Annotated in this window: 14 protein-coding genes; 4 read left to right on the top strand and 10 right to left on the bottom strand. The window is 63.8% G+C overall.

The features are described 5' to 3' along the window. Positions 1–20: 20 nt before the first annotated feature. Positions 21–1,169 carry an outer membrane protein assembly factor BamC gene (bamC, locus tag LK542_RS10605; RefSeq protein WP_227799182.1) on the top strand — a complete coding sequence of 383 codons (1,149 nt, stop codon included), beginning with the start codon at positions 21–23 and terminating at the stop codon, positions 1,167–1,169. Positions 1,170–1,448: 279 nt separating this feature from the next. Here the strand turns inward: bamC and LK542_RS10600 are convergent, their stop codons facing one another. From LK542_RS10600 to LK542_RS10590, 3 genes are all read right to left on the bottom strand, one after another. Further along, positions 1,449–1,727, bottom strand: a complete 279-nt coding sequence (locus tag LK542_RS10600; protein ID WP_227799181.1) for a hypothetical protein — start codon at positions 1,725–1,727, stop codon at positions 1,449–1,451. Positions 1,728–1,996: 269 nt separating this feature from the next. Further along, positions 1,997–2,476 carry a hypothetical protein gene (locus LK542_RS10595; protein ID WP_227811876.1) on the bottom strand — a complete coding sequence of 160 codons (480 nt, stop codon included), beginning with the start codon at positions 2,474–2,476 and terminating at the stop codon, positions 1,997–1,999. Between the two features lie 12 nt (positions 2,477–2,488). Further along, positions 2,489–3,610, bottom strand: a complete 1,122-nt coding sequence (locus tag LK542_RS10590; protein WP_227811875.1) for a cupin domain-containing protein — start codon at positions 3,608–3,610, stop codon at positions 2,489–2,491. Positions 3,611–3,688: 78 nt separating this feature from the next. On the opposite strand from LK542_RS10590, the gene LK542_RS10585 reads away from it, so the two are divergent. After that, on the top strand, positions 3,689–4,222 hold the full coding sequence (locus tag LK542_RS10585; RefSeq protein ID WP_227799178.1) for a peptidylprolyl isomerase: 534 nt from the start codon (positions 3,689–3,691) through the stop codon (positions 4,220–4,222). A gap of 194 nt (positions 4,223–4,416) precedes the next feature. Here LK542_RS10585 and LK542_RS10580 read toward each other — a convergent pair whose 3' ends face one another. The 7 genes from LK542_RS10580 to cphA (LK542_RS10550) form a co-directional block, all read right to left on the bottom strand. After that, a complete protein-coding gene (locus LK542_RS10580) occupies positions 4,417–5,388 on the bottom strand; it encodes a hypothetical protein (protein ID WP_227811874.1) in 972 nt (323 codons plus the stop codon). Next, positions 5,388–8,054, bottom strand: a complete 2,667-nt coding sequence (mutS, locus tag LK542_RS10575; protein WP_227811873.1) for a DNA mismatch repair protein MutS — start codon at positions 8,052–8,054, stop codon at positions 5,388–5,390. Before mutS ends, LK542_RS10580 begins: the two co-directional genes overlap by 1 nt. A 151-nt stretch (positions 8,055–8,205) precedes the next feature. Beyond that, positions 8,206–8,445, bottom strand: a complete 240-nt coding sequence (locus LK542_RS10570) for a hypothetical protein (protein WP_227799175.1) — start codon at positions 8,443–8,445, stop codon at positions 8,206–8,208. A 427-nt stretch (positions 8,446–8,872) separates the two neighbouring features. Beyond that, entirely contained in the window at positions 8,873–9,958 is a 1,086-nt protein-coding gene (locus LK542_RS10565) for an acyltransferase (RefSeq protein ID WP_227811872.1), read from the bottom strand. 130 nt (positions 9,959–10,088) lie between these two features. Continuing rightward, the gene (locus tag LK542_RS10560) at positions 10,089–10,910 is read right to left on the bottom strand and encodes a MaoC/PaaZ C-terminal domain-containing protein (RefSeq protein WP_227811871.1); all 822 of its coding nucleotides are present in this window, start codon (positions 10,908–10,910) and stop codon (positions 10,089–10,091) included. A gap of 41 nt (positions 10,911–10,951) precedes the next feature. Further along, positions 10,952–13,522: a cyanophycin synthetase gene (gene cphA / locus LK542_RS10555; RefSeq protein ID WP_227811870.1), complete on the bottom strand. Its 2,571-nt coding sequence runs from the start codon at positions 13,520–13,522 to the stop codon at positions 10,952–10,954. Positions 13,523–13,591: 69 nt separating this feature from the next. Next, entirely contained in the window at positions 13,592–15,766 is a 2,175-nt protein-coding gene (gene cphA / locus LK542_RS10550) for a cyanophycin synthetase (RefSeq protein WP_227811869.1), read from the bottom strand. A 311-nt stretch (positions 15,767–16,077) separates the two neighbouring features. Between cphA (LK542_RS10550) and LK542_RS10545 the strand changes: the two genes are divergently transcribed. Continuing rightward, a complete protein-coding gene (locus LK542_RS10545) occupies positions 16,078–18,357 on the top strand; it encodes an ABC transporter ATP-binding protein (protein ID WP_227811868.1) in 2,280 nt (759 codons plus the stop codon). Next, the gene (locus tag LK542_RS10540) at positions 18,357–18,824 is read left to right on the top strand and encodes a DUF1854 domain-containing protein (RefSeq protein ID WP_227811867.1); all 468 of its coding nucleotides are present in this window, start codon (positions 18,357–18,359) and stop codon (positions 18,822–18,824) included. Before LK542_RS10545 ends, LK542_RS10540 begins: the two co-directional genes overlap by 1 nt. Positions 18,825–18,841: the final 17 nt, after the last annotated feature.

Here is an 18,841-nt window from a genome sequence, read left to right as displayed (position 1 = left end):
AGTACCTGATATCGAAAGCCATGACTAACCGCACTAACACGACTCCTGCCGCCGCGCGCGTGCTGACGCTTACCGCCATCGCGCTGAGCCTCTCGGCCTGCACCACCATCTTCGAATCGGACAAAGTCGACTACCGGGGCGCCAAGCGGGCTGCCAACCTCGAAGTCCCGCCGGACCTGACCGCGCTGCAGCGCGACAACCGCTACGCCGTCCCGGACGGCAAGGGCGTGGCCACCGCGTCGGGCTTCCAGCAGCAGCGCGCCGGCCAGCCCGGCGTGGCGCCGGTGGCGGGTTCGACGGAAGCCATCGGCCCGGTCTCGACCGAGGCGGTGAGCGTGCAGCGCAACGGCGACCAGCGCTGGCTGGTGGTCAAGCAGACCCCGGAACAACTGTGGCCGCAGCTGCGCCAGTTCTGGGAAAACCAGGGCTTCGCCATCGAGACTGAGTCGGTCACGACCGGCACCATGGAAACCAACTGGGTCGAGAACCGCTCGAAGATCCCGCAGGACTTCATCCGCAACGCCCTGGGCAAGGTGTTCGACCGCGCCTACTCGACCGGCGAGCGCGACAAGTTCCGCACCCGCCTCGAGCGCCTGCCGGACGGCTCGACCGAGGTCTACATCAGCCACCGCGGCGCCGAAGAAGTGCTGCAGGGTGCACAGAAGGAAACCACGATCTGGACCGTGCGTCCGAACGACCCGGGCCTGGAGTCGCAGTTCCTGGGCCGCCTGGTGGCGCAGCTGACCGGCGTGAAGGAAACCAAACAGGCCGAGACCATGGTTGCGAATGCGCCGGTGGCGCCGCAACAGGCCACGCTGGTGGGCAATGCCGTGGAACTGAACGAAGGCTTCGACCGCGCCTGGCGCCGCGTCGGCCTGGCGCTGGACCGCGTCGGCTTCACCGTCGAAGACCGCGACCGCGTGCAGGGCGTGTACTTCGTCCGCTATGTCGATCCGGATGCGGCCAACAAGGAAGGCTTCCTCAAGAAGCTGTTCACCTTCGGCAGCGCCGAGGACAAGGCCAAGGAAGCCCAGCGCTACCGCGTGCTCGTCAAGGCGGAGCAGGGCGCGTCGACCAGCCAGGTGACCGTGCAGACCAATGACGGGAAGTCGGAGACCGGCGAGACCGGGGCGAAGATCCTGAAGCTGCTGTCGGATGAGTTGAAGTAATACGCGGGCGTTTCGGCGCTTGATGAGAAACCGGCCTGATGGCCGGTTTTTTTATGCGCTGCTGGTTTGGATGGGAATTGGGCGAAGTGATGCCAGTGGCATCACTTCGGCCTTCGCCGGAAGGACGGTTCGAGCAGTGGTGGTGCAAATACAAACCATATTCTTAGCACGTCATCCCGGCGAAGGCCGGGATCCAAGTTCGTATCGCCGCCAAGAACATAAAACTTAAGGACGAAAAAAAACCGGCCCGCAGGCCGGTTCTGAATCAGATCGCGCTGATTACTTGGTTGCAGCAGCGTCAGCAGCTTGCGAAGCAGCGGTCGAAGCAGCAGCAGCAGCGTCAGCAGCGGTCGAAGCAGCAGCCGAAGCGGCAGCAGCAGCGTCAGCCGGAGCAGCGACGGTTGCGTCGGTAGCGGCCGGGGTGGTGGTTGCAGCAGCGTCGGTGGTTGCAGCCGGTGCTTCGACAGCAGCCGGAGCAGCAGGAGCAGCTTCTTCTTTCTTGCTGCAAGCAGCCAGAGCAACAGCCATCAGGGAAACGATCAGCAGGGATTTTTTCATGATTTTCCTTAATATTTCAAAAGTAAATACTGCTTGTTTGAATAATAATTACCGGTAATTATTGCTCAGAGGAATTCTCGTGCTTTCAAAGAAAGCAATACTGCCAGATAGGCAACGGAACCTTCCTGACCTGATATTATAGCCAAATTTACTGAATCGCAATAGCAAACTCATGCTCTGGCGAAAGTAATTTGCGATCGTATAAGCTTCATATTGTTACAAGATGCAACCACTAGTACGGCTCGCAAGGCTCGGCCTGCTTATAACGTTCACAAGCCGGTTCTGGTTGACTGAAGAGCAGCTTTTGACTCTTCCCAAATTGCGTCGAAGCGGTGGCGCGGGAGGTCGACGGCGCCAGGCGAGCCAAATGCCGCTTCCCCGCGCATGTGCTCACTGTGGAAACGCCGCAGGACGTGGACCTCGTCGACGATGCAGAACGAATCCGTCAGCTGTTTCAGGGTCTTGGGCGTGGCGCGGCATTCAATCAGGTGGCTGTAGTCGCGCAGCAGGCGGATAAAGCGCGGGTAGTGGCGTTCGATGTAGGCGCTCGTATGCATCGCCAGGCGCAGCACGCCGCCGCGCTTCAGGAAATCGCGTAGCGCTGCATCGACCTCGATCGAGCCCAACGGGAAGACCGCGAAGTCGGGATCGAACAGGTCGAGGCGGGTGCGGGCGGCGGCCAGGCAGGCGCGGAACTGCGCTTCGAATTCCGCCCGGGTATCGAAACGCGTCGTGTTCTGTTCCTGCATGGTCTTTTCCCGTCAGCCCAGTTCGACCCAGCCGTCCTGGTACCAGGTGTACAGCGCTTCCAGCACATCGTCGGTGGCGCTCGCCAGGAGGGCGCCGTCCAGGCGTCGTTCGTTGGCCAGCACGTCCAGAACCGCCTTGTCGGCGCGGCCCACGGCGAAGGATTCGCCATTGATGAAGACATTCTTGCCGCGGTAGAGCATCAGGGTCTTGCTCGACAGCTTCAGGCCCTTTTTGCCGGCCGTCTCCATGAAGCGGCCCACGGTCAGCGGCTTGGCCGGGCCGGTGAAGAACACGTTGTGCTTCGGCTCGGACAGGTATTCGCCCAGGAAGATGCTGACGTCTTCTTCGTCCCAGCGCACCTTGTTGAGCTCTTCCGTGATGGTGCTGAGCATCTCGCGCGGGATCTCGGCCGGGTTCTTCGGCAGCTGCAGTTCGGGGTCGGCGTAGCGGCCGGGCAGGTCGATCGAATCGGCCATGAACTGCAAGAAGGCTTCGCCCAGCTCCTGGTAGGACGGCGAGCGGAAACCGATCGAATAGGTCATGCATTCGCCTTCGGCGACGCCGTCGTGGGCGTAGTGCGGCGGCAGGTAGAGCATGTCGCCCGGCTCAAGCACGAATTCTTCTTCCGGCTCGAAGTTGGCGAGGATCTTGAGCGGCAGGCCTTCGACCAGGCTCAGGTCCTGCTGGGCGCTGATCTTCCAGCGGCGCTTGCCCTGGGCCTGCAGCAGGAACACGTCGTACGAGTCGAAGTGGGGGCCGACACCGCCGCCGTCGCCGGCCACGCTTACCATCAGGTCGTCGAGGCGTGCGTCGGGCACAAAGCGGAACTGGCGCAGCAGCTCGTCGGCGCGCTCGTCGTACAGGTTGACGCCCTGGACCAGCATGGTCCATTCGCGCTCGCTGCGCGCCGGCAATTCGGTAAGCGGACCGTGCTGCATGTCCCACTGGCCGTCGCGCAGGGTGACCAGGCGCGATTCGACGTAGTTCTGCTTGGCGAGCTCGGCCAGCTTCGAGAATGTGAGCAGGGGCTTGAAGCCGGGAATGGCCTGGCGGATCAGCAGTGGTTTCTTATGCCAGTAATCGCGCAGGAATTGGGCGGGAGTAATGTTCCCGAGAAGCTGTAATTTTTTCATGCGCCATTATAACCAGCGAGACAAGTGTTATAGACGGGCGGGGGGTATAATCCGCAGCTTACTACGAAAGGATGTGCGATGAAGATTGCCAAGAATACGGTCGTGTCGGTCAACTATAAACTGTCGGACGCCCAGAACAACCTCATCGAAGAGGGCTCCCAGCCGATGGTCTACCTGCACGGCGGCTACGAAAACACCCTGCCGAAGATCGAAGAAGAACTCGACGGCAAGGAAGCCGGCTACTCGTCGACCATCCAGGTCGAGCCGGAAGATGCCTTCGGCGACTACGATCCGGAACTGGTCAAGGTCGAAGACCGCAAACGCCTGCCGGAGCCGCTCGAAGTCGGCATGCAGTTCGAAGGCGTGGCTGAAGGCGTGGACGACGAACCGACCATCTTCACCGTCACCGACATCGCGGACGACAAGGTCGTCCTGGACGGCAACCACCCGCTGGCCGGCATGGCGCTGCGTTTCGACCTGTCGGTGATCGACGTGCGCGAAGCCACCGCTGAAGAAATCGCCCACGGCCACGTGCATGGCGCGCATGGCCACCACCATGGCGAGATGGATGACAGCGAAGAGGGTGATCACTTCCGTAGTCAGCCGCTGTAATTTGTCGTTCGCGCCTGCGGCGCTCTGATGCGCTGCGGGCTGCGGACCAAACTTGGGTTCCGGCCTTCGCCGGAACGACGTGCTTGGGCTAACGCTAGAAGCGCGCTAGCGTATATTCGCCCGTTACCCTATAGACCGTCATCCCGGCGAAGGCCGGGATCAAATTTGCATGATCAGCCACTCACGTAACGCGCTCAGCGCATTACGTCCCCAAGGCTGAACACATTCTCCCCCTTGCCCGCCACCCGCAGCTCCACCGCGTGCGCCCCGACGGACAAGTGACCCAGATTCCCGCGCCACTCGATCCCCGGTCGCGTATCCTTCGGCAGCCCGGCGCTGTCCACCACCAGCACCCGCCCCCTGAACTTGGCCGCCTGCATCTGCACCTGGCGCCGCGTGTCGGCGAACCCGTCGTGCCCGGTCGGCGTACGCTGCAGCAGGGCGCGCAGGCCGTTGGCGGGCTGCAGCAGCGGCTGCATATTCCCTTCGGCGAACAGCACCACTGCGTCCACCTTGTCCTGCTTCGCGATCGCGAACAGGCGGTTCAGCCAGAAACGGTTGGCCACTGCCCGGTCTTCGTATTCGCTGTTGCGTCCCGCCGCCGGCAGGTAGTGGTTGTTCGCGGCCGGCAGGTTAATGGTGGCGTACATGACCTTGCCCACCTGCCAGTGCGCATTCTCGGCATAGCTGCGAAAACGCGGGCTGCTCGACAGGCGTGTGACGGGCAGCTTGTCCTTGCCGAGCGACTCCGGTTCGCCGTAGAACAGCTCACGCAACCGGTTCAGGCGTTCGATGGCATTGGTGCGGCCGGCCGAGTTGCGGCAGCCGGTCCAGTCGCTGCCGCTGAGGGACAGGATGACGGGGCGTGCCGCCTTGTCGAACAGGTCGCGCCGTTTCTGGTAGACGCGGTCGCCGCAGGCTTCCTGTTCGCCCTTGATGCCGGTGACGACGAGGAAGGCGAGGTCCTCGTCCTTCGCCTCAGCGAGCACTTCCTTCAGCGCCGCTTCGCCGCCCTCGAGCGCGCGGTGGCCCACGACGGCGAAATGGTGTGCGTCCGGATCCTTGACGACTTCCGCCGCCTTCTTCCTGTCGCGCGCGGCGCCCGGCGCCGCAAGCACGGCTGCCGCGAGCAGGCTGGCGACGAGGAAGGGGCGGCGCGCCGGCATCAGGCCGCGAGCCTCTTCAGCTCGTAGAGGCGTTCGAGCGCCTCGCGCGGCGTCAAGGCGTCGGGATCGATTGCCGCCAGGGCTTTCGACAGTTCATTGTCGCGACCATCGCCTGCCGCCGCATCGACGCCGGCCGGCGCTTCCTCAGGCTCGTCGCAGGGCGCGGCGAACAGGTCCAGTTGCGGCGTCGTGTCGAGCGCCTGCGATTCGAGGCGCGCCAGGTGCTTGCGCGCGGCGCGGATCACGGCGGGCGGCACGCCAGCCAGCTGCGCCACCTGCAGGCCGTAGCTCTGCGAGGCCGGGCCATCCTGCACCGCGTGCAGGAACACGATGCTGTCCTTGTGCTCGACCGCGGACAGGTGCACGTTGACCGCGCTCGCGTGGGTCTCGGGCAGCTGGGTCAGCTCGAAATAGTGGGTCGCGAACAGCGTGAAGCTGCGGCTGGTCTCGATCAGGTGGCGCGCGATGGCCCAGGCCAGCGCCAGGCCGTCGAAGGTCGAGGTGCCGCGGCCCACTTCGTCCATCAGCACCAGCGACTTCTCGGTGGCGCCGTTCAGGATCGCCGCCGACTCGGTCATCTCGACCATGAAAGTCGAGCGGCCGTTGGCCAGGTCGTCGCTGGCGCCGATACGGGTAAAGATGCGGTCGATCGGGCCAATGGTTGCACGCGTCGCTGGCACGTAGCTGCCGACGTAGGCGAGCAGGGTGATCAAGGCCACCTGGCGCATGAAGGTCGATTTACCGCCCATGTTCGGGCCGGTGATGAGCAGCATGCGGCGCTCGTCCGCCAGGGCGCAGTCGTTGGCGATGAAGCGCTCGATCTGGTTTTCCACCACCGGGTGGCGGCCTTCGACGATGTGCAGGCAGGGCTCGTCCACCAGTTGCGGCGCGCACCAGTTGTTGCGCACCGCGTGCGAGGTGAGCGCGACCAGGGTGTCGAGCTGCGCCAGGCCGCCGGCGACTTCCTGCAGCCTGACGATGAAGGGCGCAAGGTCGGCGAGCAGAACGTCGTACAGCATCTTCTCGCGCGCCAGCGCGCGGTCCTGGGCCGAAAGGGCCTTGTCTTCGAAAGCCTTCAGTTCCGGCGTGATGTAGCGCTCGCAGTTCTTGAGGGTCTGGCGGCGCTGGTAGTCGAGCGGCACCTTGTCGGCCTGGCCGTTGGTGACCTCGATGTAGAAACCGTGCACGCGGTTGTACTCGACGCGCAGGTTAGCAATGCCCGTGCGGGCGCGCTCGCGCGTTTCAAGGTCGACCAGGAACTGGCCGGCGTTCTCGGACAGCGCGCGCAGTTCATCGAGCTCGGCGTCGAAGCCACGCGCAAACACGCCGCCGTCGCGTACCATTACGCTCGGTTCTTCCGCGATCGCGCGCGACAGCAGGTCGAGGCAGTCATCGGGTGGCGCGAGCAGGTCGTGGATCTCGCGCAGCAGGCAGGTGTCGCCCGGGATGAAGCAGCGCGCCACCGCCTCGCGCAGGGCCGGCAAGGTCTTGAGGCCGTCGCGCAGGCAGGACAGGTCGCGCGGTCGTGCCGTCAGCAGGGCGATGCGGGTGGTGATGCGTTCGATGTCGGGCACGTTAGCCAGCGTGCTGGACAAGCCGTGGATCGCGTCGGCCTGCGCCAGCGCTTCGATCGCCTCGTGGCGCGAGCGGGCCACGCGCTGGTTGCGGCGCGCATGGTGCAGCCAGTGGCGCAGAAGGCGCGAACCCATCGCGGTGCGGCAGCCGTCGAGCAGCGAGAACAGCGTCGGTGATTCCTGGCCGCGGATGGTTTCGGTCAGCTCCAGGTTGCGGCGCGTGGCGGCGTCCAGGCCGATGTATTCGTTTTCCGTTTCGCAGGCCAGGCTTTTCACGTGTCCCAGGGACCGGCCCTGGGTCGACTGCGCATAGCGCAGCAATGCACCGGCCGCGCCAAAAGCCGCGCCCATGCCGTCCGCGCCGAAGCCGGTGAGGGTGGCCACGCCCAGCTGCTCGAGCAGGGCGCCGTGGCCCTTGAGCACGTCGAAGTGCCATTCCGGCACGCGGTTGGTGTGCGCCACCGGCTCGGATTCGAACAGGTCGGCGCAGTCTGCGCGCAGGATCTCGGCCGGCGCGATGCGTTCGAGTTCATGCGCCAGGCGCGATTCGACCGTGCGCTGCTCGCCTGCGAATTCCATCAGGCGCAGCACGCCGCTGGCGAGCGACAGCCAGGCCAGGCCGACGGTGACGGTCTTGCGCTGGGAGAGCATGCACATCGCCAGCAGCGGGCGCTCGGCCTTTTCCGGCAGCAGGTCGCTGTCAGTCAGGGTGCCGGGCGTGACCACGCGCACCACCTTGCGCTCGACCGGGCCCTTGCTCAACGCCGGGTCGCCGATCTGCTCGCAGATCGCACAGGATTCGCCGATCTTGACCAGCTTGGCCAGGTAGCCGTCGAGCGAGTGGAAGGGGACGCCGCACATCGGGATCGGCTGGCCGTTCGCCGTGCCGCGCGCGGTCAGCGTGATGCCCAGCAGGCGCGCCGCCTTCTGGGCGTCGTCGTGGAACAGCTCGTAGAAATCGCCCATGCGGTAGAACACCAGCATGGTGGGGTAATCGGCCTTGATGCGCAGGTACTGCTGCATCATGGGTGTGACTTTTTCCGTCGCGCCGGTCTTGATGGCGGCAGCGTTGATTTCGTTGGGAGCGTTCATGTCTAAGTGATTCGGTACGGCAAGGCGGGTGCTGAGCCAGGGCTCGTCATTTTACCGCGTTCGGGTGGGCGGACGCTGTAAAACGGACAATCTTGGCGGACCGGCGTTGCGTTGCTGCCGAAACACTACACGGATGCGAGGACGATTGCGATCAGAAGCCCAGGTCCAGGCCGAGATGCCTGGCAAGGAAGAAGGTAAGCAGTCCCAGGGCCAGGAGCGCCAGCATGAAGAGGGCGGTCAGCTTGCCGGTTGCGACCAGCACCGCGCGCTTGTCCATCTTCTTGTCCGTGTTCTTCTGCCCTTGATCGTAATGCCATTTGACGGCGAAGAACATGCCGATGGAGAGGGCGACAACCTTGAATGTGCCGAAGACGATGGGGAACCAATCCATGATGCTGAGTACTTCCAGGTGAGTTGCGAATGCGGGTGGGAGAGGGGAAAACGTCGGCAACTGCCATGCATGCATGCATGATGTTGCTGCACACTCCAAGCATTCTACTGAAAAGGACTCGCCTCCCGTTAGGACAAAATGTCCATGTTAAAAACACTGCACAAGAGTTGGAGCTAATTGTTGACCAAAGCTCTAGGGTGGCAACGCACACCATCTTGCGCTCGACTACCTTCGAACAGCGGAGGACATCGATCTTGACCAGATTGGCGAAATCCCCGTCGCGAGATCAAAAGACGCATCGATTATCGTCATTAGCTTCGGTTGAGGGTGCCATGGCCTCTAAAAGCATATTCGGCAGGGGCAGCGCGTACGCTGCATCAACATAAGGCGGTCCAAAAGCAAACAGATAACATTGCATGTGTGTCTGTCAAATGGCAGCTGATCGAGTCCTCACACCCGCTAACAGACGTAAGACTACGTTTTTTGCTGGGAGCTCAAAGTAAGAATGTAATATGATGCTAATTGCAATGCTCGCGACTACGTACGTAACAGCTGAAATCTCTGCATAGCTTGACGAGCCTTCGCCGAAAAGGCTACTGCGTACATACTCTCCAGTCAAAATCACCAGATAGTGAACCATATAAAGCGCAAAGCTAGCTTCGCCTAGGAGCAGAAATCGCTTGTTTTCAAGCCATTTCCAAGGGCTGCTAACTTGCAACGAAAACGCGACGACAATGAGGCACATTGGGATCACGTAATAGAGATCGTATCGCACAGCTTGAGAGAACATGTAGCTACTTATAATAGTGAGAACTAGAAAAATGACGCTTCCAGTCTGAAGTTCGCGTACCCGCGCTTTCAAATATGCTTGATAACATTGGCTCAACCTGTAGGCCACGATGCCTAGAACGAAATCTGCCAAGCGCAATGGAGGGAAAACGTATTGGATGAAGTGGGTCGAAGTTTGCGGCCAAATAAGTAGTCCAAACTTCAAAGCGGCAATCCCTATCCCAAAGATCAGCAAATACCGCGTTCGAAGCGTGATCAATAGTGGGAATAGAATATAGAAGAACATCTCAACAGAGATGCTCCATGATGGTGAGTTGACAGAAAAATACCACTGCAAATCCGGCACGAAGCTGTGGATCAAGGTAAGGTTTGCTGTTGAGACCGCAATAAAGTGCGAGATCCAAATGGAATCACTGACTTGCAGTATTATGCATATACCAACGACAAAAGTCAGTACGTGCAAGGGCACGATGCGGGCTATTCTTGCGCGTAGGAACTGCCATTTCGTAATTGCTTTAGCCTTGAACCGACAATCGTAGGAATGTGCCAGGATGAACCCCGACAGTACAAAGAAGAATGTGACACCAATGTATCCTTCCTTAAAAATATTGCTTTGAATCCAACTAACCGTGCCGTTGCCGCTTTTTTCAAGAAAAGTGAGATGACTTAGCACGACCATGATGGCAGCAACGAAGCGGAGAGACGTGAGTGCTGGAAGATGCATGCTGACTTACGAGGTTATTGTAGTTATAAAAGATTGACCAATTCTAACGCGAATGGAGCCGGTCGATATATTTTCTATTAAAACAACCTTCCTACTTTTGGGTAGCTACATCAATGTCACTATGACATGCTCAGTATGCTCTCGTGTACAGTAACAGACTACCTGTAATAACGAGATTTCCGCTCGCTCGTACCACGAATGTGTTCTCCCCGATCCGGATACACTGCACTGTGCTGCCTAATGTGATCGGCCTGCGAAAGCTGCAAGCAAGTCGGACCACACTGCGGTCTTCCGTTCTCTCAAATGAAGCGCAACAAGCGCCCAGTGTGTGCATGCCGTGAATGATTGGCGCGCGCATGCCCATCAGCCGCGCGCTCCATCCCGCAAGGTGGATCGGATTCCAGTCGCCCGACAGCCGCGCGTAACGGCGGCCGGCCGCGGTATCGAGCGTCCACTGGGCGATCAACGTGCCGGGAGAAGTGACTTCGGGCTCGGCGGGTTTCGTGCCGCCACGCGAACCGCGCCGGATCAGGTAAGTGCTGGCGCAGCTGAAGACCGGCACCCCGTCCGCAGTGCCCGTGGTCTCCAGCACGCAGCGCAGCGCGCCGCTGGAAGAGGGTGGGAGCACGCGCAGCACGGTGCGGATCAAGAGCGGCTGCCCCGGCACGGCTGTGCCAATCTCTTCCAGCGCATTGTCCATGTGGACCAGCCCGACAATCCGAAATGGAAACGCCGGTTCCAGCATGGTCGCCAGGTGCGCACGCTGGGCCAGCAGGTACCACCAGGTCAGCGGCACCTGCTCGCCGCTGAACCCGAAGGCGGAACGGTAGCGTGCAATGTCGTCCAGCGGCAGGCTGTCGAGGCGATATTCGGTGACGAGTTCCGGCAGCGCGGAGGGAAGAGGGCGCCGCGGACGCTTGAACAGCGCCCGCAACAAGGTGAAGACACCCATGGCCGGCAACTCCGGCACATGGGCAAGTGAGGACGTGGGCATCAGCCCTCGGCGACGCGTTGCTTGATGTGGGCCAGCGCTTCGTCGACCTGGTCGATCAGGATCAGGCACAGGTCGCCCGGCTGCAGGCGCGCCAGGGCACTGTCGATGGCGACGAACTCGCCGTTGATCTCGTCCACGAAGCTGGTGCGGGTGGCGCCAAGCAGGCCCTTACGCAGGAGCGCCACGACTTCGCCGTCGGCGCGGCCGCGCTGGCACTGGTCCTGGTACAGCAGCACGTCGTCGAAGGCCTTGCCGAGGATTTCGGTCTGCTGGGTGATGTCCTGGTCGCGGCGGTCGCCGGCGCCGCTGATCACCACCGAGCGGCGCTTGGCCGGCATGCCTTCCACGGCATTGACCAGCGCGGCGATCGCATCCGGGTTGTGGCCGTAGTCGGCGATCACGGTGGCGCCGCGGTAGTCGAACACGTTGAAGCGGCCCGGCGCGTTGTCGCTCTCGCCCACGAAGGTTTTCAGGCCCAGGCGGATCTTGTCCCAGTCGATGCCGACGGCCCAGGCCGCGGCCACCGAGGCCATCACGTTCTCGACCTGGAAGCCAACGGCGCCACCACGGGTGATCGGCACCTCCGCCAGCGGGACGCGGTGTTCCTGCTTGCCGTGGGCGGCAACCAGGTGGCCGTCCTCGACGAAGACGACACGGCGGCCCTGGGCGCGGTGCATCGTCATGATCGGGTTGCCGCCGTCGAGCGCGAAGAAGGTGACGTCGCCGCGGGTGACTTCGGCCATCGCGGCCACGGTTGGGTCGGCGGCGTTCAGCACGGCCATGCCGCCATCGGCCACGTTCTGGACGATCACGCGCTTCAGGACCGCGAGGTCTTCCAGCGTGGTGATGTAGTTCAGGCCGAGGTGGTCGCCGGCGCCGATGTTGGTCACCACCGCGACCTGGCAGCGATCAAAAGCCAGGCCTTCGCGCAGCAGGCCGCCGCGGGCGGTCTCGAACACGGCGGCGTCGACGTCCGGGTGCAGCAGCACGTTGCGCGCGCTACGCGGGCCCGAGCAGTCGCCGCTGTCGATGCGGCGGCCTTCGATATAGACGCCGTCGGTGTTGGTCATGCCGGTGCGCAGGCCCGATGCGGTGAGCAGGTGGGCGATCAGGCGCACGGTGGTGGTCTTGCCGTTGGTGCCGGTCACGGCCACCACCGGGATGCGGCCGTCGTCGCCCGGTGCGAACAGGGTGTCCATGATGGCTTCGCCGATCGGACGGCTCTTGCCGAACGAGGGCGACAGGTGCATGCGCAGGCCCGGCGCGGCGTTGACTTCGACGATGCCGCCGTGCTGGTCTTCGATGGGTTTCAGCACGCTGTCGCACACCAGGTCGACGCCGCAGATGTCCAGGCCGACCATGTGGGCGGCGGCGATGCAGCGCTCGGCGACGTCCGGATGGACGTCGTCGGTGACGTCGGTGGCGGTGCCGCCGGTGGAGAGATTCGCGTTATTGCGCAGTACCACGCGCTGGCCCTTGTCGGGCACCGAGTCGGCATTCATGCCGCGCGCGGCCAGGGTGGCCAGGGCGATGTCGTCGAAACGGATCTTGGTGAGCGAAGTCGAATGTCCTTCGCCGCGGCGCGGGTCCTTGTTGACTTCCTCGACCAGGGCGCGCACGGTGCGCACGCCGTCGCCGACCACGAAGGGCGGATCGCGGCGCGCGGCGGCCACCAGCCTGTCGCCGATGACGAGCATGCGGTAGTCGTGGCCCGGCAGGTAGCGCTCAACCAGGATGTCGTCGCGGAATTCGGAGGCGGTGTGAAAGCCCGCGACCAGCTGTTCCTTGGTGGTGACGTTGACCGTCACGCCCTTGCCCTGGTTGCCGTCCTTCGGCTTGATCACGACCGGCAGGCCGACTTCCATCGCGGCGGCCCAGGCGTCTTCCGGATCGCTCACGCTGCGGCCCATCGGCACCGGCACGCCGGCGGCGTCCAGCAGCTTCTTGGTCAGTTCCTTGTCTTGGGCGATGGTCTCGGCGATCGCGCCGGTGGCGTCGATCTCGGCGGCCTGGATGCGGCGCTGGCGGCTGCCCCAGCCGAACTGCACCAGGCTGCCCTCGGTCAGACGGCGGAAGGGGATGTTGCGGGCGACCGCCGCGTCGACGATGGCGCCGGTGGACGGGCCGAGGCGCACGTCTTCGTCGACGTCGCGCAGGCGCGCCAGGGCGCCTTCCAGGTCGAAGGGGGTGTCCTTGCGGGCCGCATCGACCAGCTGCTCGGCCAGTTCGAGGGCCAGGCGGCCGACGTCTTCCTCGCTGTATTCGACCACCACCTGGTAGATGCCGCGTTCGACCGTCGCGGTGGTGCGGCTGAAGGTCACCGGGCAGCCGGCTTCGGCCTGCAGGGCCAGGGCCACGCTCTCGAGCACCTGGGCCAGCGACACGGTGTCGTCATGGCCGTAGGGCTGCAATTCGCCGACCTGGGGGAAGCGGGCGCGCAGGCGGGTCTCGAAACCGGCCAGTTCGCGGATCGATTCTTCTTCAGGCGTGCAGGAGACAATCGCCTCCACCGAAGTGTGATGGCTCCACAGGTTGGGGCCACGCAGGGCCCGTACGCGAGATACTTCCATAAACCTTCAATCCTTTCGGGGCGCGGCAGGGGCTGCGCCAAGGCCCGGCGTTTGCCGGGCCGTTCTTTTTTAGTGATTCGTTTTCTTCGGGGTGGCGTCAAACGCGCGCAGGCCGCCGCAGATCAGGTCCGAAGGCACGCCCAGCGCCCAGGCCGCGGCCACCGCCGCCAGCACGCTCTCCGGGTACTTCACGGTCGCCGGCGGAATCTTTGCCAGGTCGAGCAGCGAGGTTTCTTCAAAACCTTCGGCCAGCATGATGCGCTTGTCGCGCACGAACACGATGCGTTCGCCGGCCGCGCGGTGCTGCGCCATCACCGGATGCTGTTCGTCGAGCGCATAGAAAATCACACGGCCGTCCGACAGTTCCGCCAGCGCCGCCACCTGTTCATTGGCCGCATTCAGCACCGCCGCACCTTCCGGCAGGATCACGTCGACCTGGCTGCGGATCACGTTGCGCAGCGCGTCCTGGTCGTGGATGTGGTACTCGGCCAGGCGATCGAGGCCTTCCATGTCGGTGACGATGCCGACCGTGCAGCGGTCGTAGGGCAGGCCCTCGGCCAGGATGGTGCGCGCGTTCGACTCGAACACGGCGGTCTGCACGGTGCGGTTGATCAGGAGGCGCTGGCCGGCTTCGAAGCCGGTGGAGTCGCGGTTGCTCACTTCGCGCGCGTCGAGGTACAGGCCTTCGCCGTTGGCCACGCCGACGTGCTTGCCGGTGATGTGGACCAGGCAGCCGACCAGGCGTGCGATCAGGCTGGTGCCGAGGGTGCCGGTGACGCCCACCACCGGGATGCGGCCGGTCTCGCCCTCGGCGAACAGGTGGTCGACGATGGCCTTGCCGACGTTGCGCGGCGTACCGCTGGCGGGCTTGATGTGGGCCAGCAGGCCCGGGCTCGAGTTGACTTCGATGATCGCGCCGCGCTGTTCTTCCAGCGGGCGGGTGATGTCTTCGCACACCAGGTCGATGCCGGCGATGTCGAGGCCGACGACGCGCGCGGCCAGGGCCGCCGCATGCGCGACTTCCGGGTGGATCAGGTCGGTGACGTCGTCCGCGACGTTGCCGTTCAGCTGGATCAGCACTTTCTGGCCCGCCTGCGGTACCGATTCCGGCGCCAGGCCCTGGCGTTTCAGGTCCAGCATGATCTCGCTGTCGAAGGGATTCACGCGGCCGAGCGGGTGCTCCTCGCTCTCGCCGCGGCGCGGATCGGTGTTGATCTGGCTGTCGCACAGGGCGATCACGGTCGACTTGCCGTCGCCCGTCACCCACAGCGACTCGCCGCGCGCGGCGGCCACCACCTGGCGGCCGACCACCAGCAGGCGGTGCTCGTTACCCGGGATGAAGCGCTCGACCAGCACGGCGCTGCTGTCGCCGGCTTCGGCGGCGATCGCGTAGGCGGCGATGACGTCGGCCTCGCTCATCAGGTTCAGGGTCACGCCGCGGCCATGGTTGGCGTCGACCGGCTTGACCACCACCGGCAGGCCGATGTCCTGCGCTTCTTCCCAGGCCGCTTCGGCGCTGCGTACCAGGGCGCCTTCCGGCACCGGCACGCCGCAGGACGCGAGCAGGGTCTTGGTCAGGTCCTTGTCGCTGGCGATGCCTTCGCCGATGGCGCTGGTGCGGTCGGTCTCGGCGGTCCAGATGCGGCGCTGGGCAGCACCGTGACCGAGTTGCACCAGATTGCCTTCGGTGAGGCGGATCGAGGGGATGCGGCGATCGGTGGCGGCATCGACGATGTGCGCGGTGGACGGGCCCAGGCACCAGCGGTCGACCAGGTCGGTCAGCTCTTGCACCGTGGCGGCCATGTCGAAGGGGGTGTCGTTAATGGCGGCCATCACCAGGCGGTGGCCGGCGTCCAGCGCGGCACGGCCGACGACCGGGTCGCGGGTGCGGAATGCCATCTTGTAAACGCCGCGCTGGCTGGTGGAGCGGGTCTTGCCGAAGCCGGTCTTCATGCCGGCCATGTTCTGCAGTTCGAGCACGACATGCTCGAGGATGTGGCCGGCCCAGGTGCCGTCGCGCAGGCGCTCCAGGAAGCCGCCTTCGTAGCCGACGCCGCAATGGTGGGCGGCCAGCCCCGGCAGCCAGGCGGTCAGGCGCTCGGTGAAACCGGGCAGGGTGTTCGAGGGGAAGTCTTCGAGCTCCCCGATGTCGAGCCAGGCCTCGATCACCGGGCGGTAGGTCCAGATGTTCGGGCCGCGCAGGTGGGTCACGCGGAGGAACTTGATGTCGTTCTTCTTGTTCATGAAAAAATGTCTTTGCCAGCCGCGGGCTTCCTGCGCGCCGCCGGCGTTACCTTTGGTTGCCTGCCTGTCGCTACGGTACCCAAAGCCGGTGTTCCGTAGCGCACATCATGTATACTTGCCGGCCCGAAGCTTACCGTGCCGAAACGTTTTCTGCCAATTAGGTTATTCCTGTCATCCAAAGGATACTCAGAAACGTTATGCCTGTTTGTGGAGCGTTTCACGCAAACGGGCATCCCGGCAGTCCCATGCGCCGCCGCGCTGTCTTGCCGCTTACTCCCACCAGAACCCATGCCTGATGTCGGGCGCAATACATGACAACTCAACAACTTGCAATTCCGCCGTCCCTGGCGGTGGCCGCCAGCGCTTTGCCGGAACACTGGCAAAATGACGTTGCGAAACAGCTTGCACCAGGGGAAAACGTTTTGACGAGCGTCGAGGTTGACCTCGACGCGAAATTACATTTCAAGCGGGGCCTGGTGGTGGTCACCAACCGCCGCCTGCTGGCGCGCGCCCCGGGCGAGGATGCCTGGCGCGACTGGTCCTACCGCAGCGGCCTGCAGCTGCGCCACCACGACCACGCCGGCGTCGGCCACCTCGAACTGGTCGATCCGGAACGCCTGCTGGCGGCCTGGCGCTTTACCCTTGGCCAGAACCTGGGCGCGATCCGGGTGGTCGATCATTTCAACGAACAGGCGAAAAGCCACGCCAGCGGCGTGCCCGTGGTGCCGCCCGACCAGCACACTTGTCCGACCTGCAAGGCGCCGCTCGAGGCCGACGATGCCGAGTGCGCGGTCTGCGCCAAGGTGCTGCACACCCCGCCCTCGACCTGGACCCTGTTCCGCCTGTGGCGCTTCGCCAAACCCTACAAGGGCCAGCTGCTGCTCGGCTTCCTCCTGATGCTCGGTTCGACCGGGGCGCACATGATTCCGCCCTACCTGACCAAGCCGCTGATGGACAACGTCCTGATCCCGTACCAGAACGGCCAGACCATCGACACCTCGCTCGTCTATTTATATATGGGCGGGCTGTTCGGGGCGGCAATGCTGGCCTGGGCCCTGGGCTGGGGCAAGACCTACGTGCTGGCGCTGGCCTCCGAGCGCATCAGCGCCGACCTGCGCTCGACCACTTATGAGCACCTGCTGCGCCTCTCGCTCGAATACTTCGGCGGCAAGCGTACCGGCGACCTGATGTCGCGTATCGGCAGCGGCTCGGACCGGATCAGTGTCTTCCTGTCGCTGCACCTGCTCGACTTCCTGTCGGACGTCCTCCTGATCATCATGACGGGTGTGATCCTGTTCAGCATGAACCCGTGGCTGGCGCTGGTCACGCTGGTTCCGCTGCCCTTCATCGCCTGGATGATCCACGTGGTGCGCGACAAACTGCGCACCGGCTTCGAGAAGATCGATCGGGTCTGGGGCGAGGTCACCAACGTGCTGGCCGATACCATCCCCGGCATCCGCGTGGTCAAGGCCTTTGCCCAGGAAAAGCGCGAAGCGCTGCGCTTCCGCGAGGCGAACAGGCACAACCTGGCCGTCAACGACAAATTGAACAAGGTCTGGTCGCTGTTCTCGCCGACCGTGTCGCTGCTGACCGAGATCGGCTTGCTGGTGATCTGGTGCTTCGGCATCTGGCAGGTCTCGCAAGGCGAGATCACGGTGGGTACCCTGTCGGCCTTCATCGCCTACAGCGGCCGCTTCTACGTCAAGCTCGACTCCATGAGCCGCATCGTCTCGGTCACGCAAAAGTCGGCCTCGGCCGCCAAGCGCATCTTCGACATCCTCGACCACGTGTCGAGCGTGCCGGACCCGGTGAACCCGGTCAAGGTGGACAAGGTGGCAGGCAATATCGAGCTGCGCGAAGTCGGTTTCCGTTACGGCAACCGCGCCGTCAACCGCGGCATCTCGCTCAAGATTCGCGCTGGCGAGATGGTCGGCCTGGTCGGCCATTCGGGCTCGGGCAAGAGCACACTGGTCAACCTGATCTGCCGCTTCTACGACGTGGCCGAAGGCGCGATCCTGCTGGACGGCACCGACATCCGCTCGTTCGCCGTCAGCGACTACCGCCGCCATATCGGCCTGGTGCTGCAGGAGCCTTTCCTGTTCTTCGGCACGATTGCCGAGAACATCGCCTACGGCAAGCCGCACGCGACCCGCGAAGAGATCATCGCGGCGGCGCGCGCGGCCCACGCCCACGAGTTCATCCTGCGCCTGCCGCAGGGCTACGATTCGATGGTGGGCGAGCGCGGCCAGGGCCTGTCCGGCGGCGAGCGCCAGCGCATCTCGATTGCACGCGCGCTCCTGATCGATCCGCCGATTCTGATCCTGGACGAAGCGACGTCCTCGGTGGACTCGGAAACCGAAAAAGAGATTCAGAAGGCGCTCGACAACCTGGTGCAGGGGCGTACCACGATCGCCATCGCACACCGCCTGTCCACGCTGCACCGGGCCGACCGCCTGGTGGTGCTGGACCGCGGCGTGGTGGTGGAAGAGGGCAGTCACGACGCGCTGATGGCGCGCGAAGGCGCCTACCACCGCCTCTACGAAGCGCAGGCGCGCAACGTGGACCAGGACCCCGACGACAAGGACGATTGATGAGTACCACCTTTCAACTGCGCCGCGACCCGTTCGGCAAGCTGGTATTGACCACCGCGGAAGGCGAAGAACACGTCGGCGTGATCCCGGTGCGCGCCTTCCCGATCCAGGCGCCGACGCGCGGCATCTCGCTGGTGCGCGAAGGCGGCAAGGAAGTGGCCTGGATCGACGACCTGGCCGAGCTGCCGGAAGCGGTCCGCACCCTGGTGCAGGAAGAGATCGAAGGGCGCGAGTTCATTCCCGAGATCCTGCACATCAAGGATGTGTCGAGCTTTGCCACGCCCTGCACCTGGTTCGTGACGACCGACCGCGGCGACACCGAGTTCGTGCTCAAGGTGGACGAGGACATCCGCCGCGTTGGCGAAGCCTCGCTGCTGATCGCGGACAACCACGGCATCAACTTCCTGGTGCGCGACATGTTCCACATCGATAAGCACAGCCGCAAGATCCTCGACCGCTTCCTGTAAGGCGCGTCGCATCTTCC

The organism is Massilia sp. IC2-477, from assembly GCF_020707265.1.
Taxonomy (GTDB): Bacteria; Pseudomonadota; Gammaproteobacteria; order Burkholderiales; family Burkholderiaceae_D; genus Telluria.
This window is presented reverse-complemented; position numbering and strand designations above follow the sequence as displayed.

What these genes read in the sequence shown, in the direction of transcription:
- bamC (WP_227799182.1), top strand. Translation starts at nt 21, where the DNA reads ATGACTAACCGCACTAACACGACTCCTGCCGCCGCGCGCGTGCTGACG.
- LK542_RS10600 (WP_227799181.1), bottom strand. Translation starts at nt 1,727, where the DNA reads ATGAAAAAATCCCTGCTGATCGTTTCCCTGATGGCTGTTGCTCTGGCT.
- LK542_RS10595 (WP_227811876.1), bottom strand. Translation starts at nt 2,476, where the DNA reads ATGCAGGAACAGAACACGACGCGTTTCGATACCCGGGCGGAATTCGAA.
- LK542_RS10590 (WP_227811875.1), bottom strand. Translation starts at nt 3,610, where the DNA reads ATGAAAAAATTACAGCTTCTCGGGAACATTACTCCCGCCCAATTCCTG.
- LK542_RS10585 (WP_227799178.1), top strand. Translation starts at nt 3,689, where the DNA reads ATGAAGATTGCCAAGAATACGGTCGTGTCGGTCAACTATAAACTGTCG.
- LK542_RS10580 (WP_227811874.1), bottom strand. Translation starts at nt 5,388, where the DNA reads ATGCCGGCGCGCCGCCCCTTCCTCGTCGCCAGCCTGCTCGCGGCAGCC.
- mutS (WP_227811873.1), bottom strand. Translation starts at nt 8,054, where the DNA reads ATGAACGCTCCCAACGAAATCAACGCTGCCGCCATCAAGACCGGCGCG.
- LK542_RS10570 (WP_227799175.1), bottom strand. Translation starts at nt 8,445, where the DNA reads ATGGATTGGTTCCCCATCGTCTTCGGCACATTCAAGGTTGTCGCCCTC.
- LK542_RS10565 (WP_227811872.1), bottom strand. Translation starts at nt 9,958, where the DNA reads ATGCATCTTCCAGCACTCACGTCTCTCCGCTTCGTTGCTGCCATCATG.
- LK542_RS10560 (WP_227811871.1), bottom strand. Translation starts at nt 10,910, where the DNA reads ATGGGTGTCTTCACCTTGTTGCGGGCGCTGTTCAAGCGTCCGCGGCGC.
- cphA (WP_227811870.1), bottom strand. Translation starts at nt 13,522, where the DNA reads ATGGAAGTATCTCGCGTACGGGCCCTGCGTGGCCCCAACCTGTGGAGC.
- cphA (WP_227811869.1), bottom strand. Translation starts at nt 15,766, where the DNA reads ATGAACAAGAAGAACGACATCAAGTTCCTCCGCGTGACCCACCTGCGC.
- LK542_RS10545 (WP_227811868.1), top strand. Translation starts at nt 16,078, where the DNA reads ATGACAACTCAACAACTTGCAATTCCGCCGTCCCTGGCGGTGGCCGCC.
- LK542_RS10540 (WP_227811867.1), top strand. Translation starts at nt 18,357, where the DNA reads ATGAGTACCACCTTTCAACTGCGCCGCGACCCGTTCGGCAAGCTGGTA.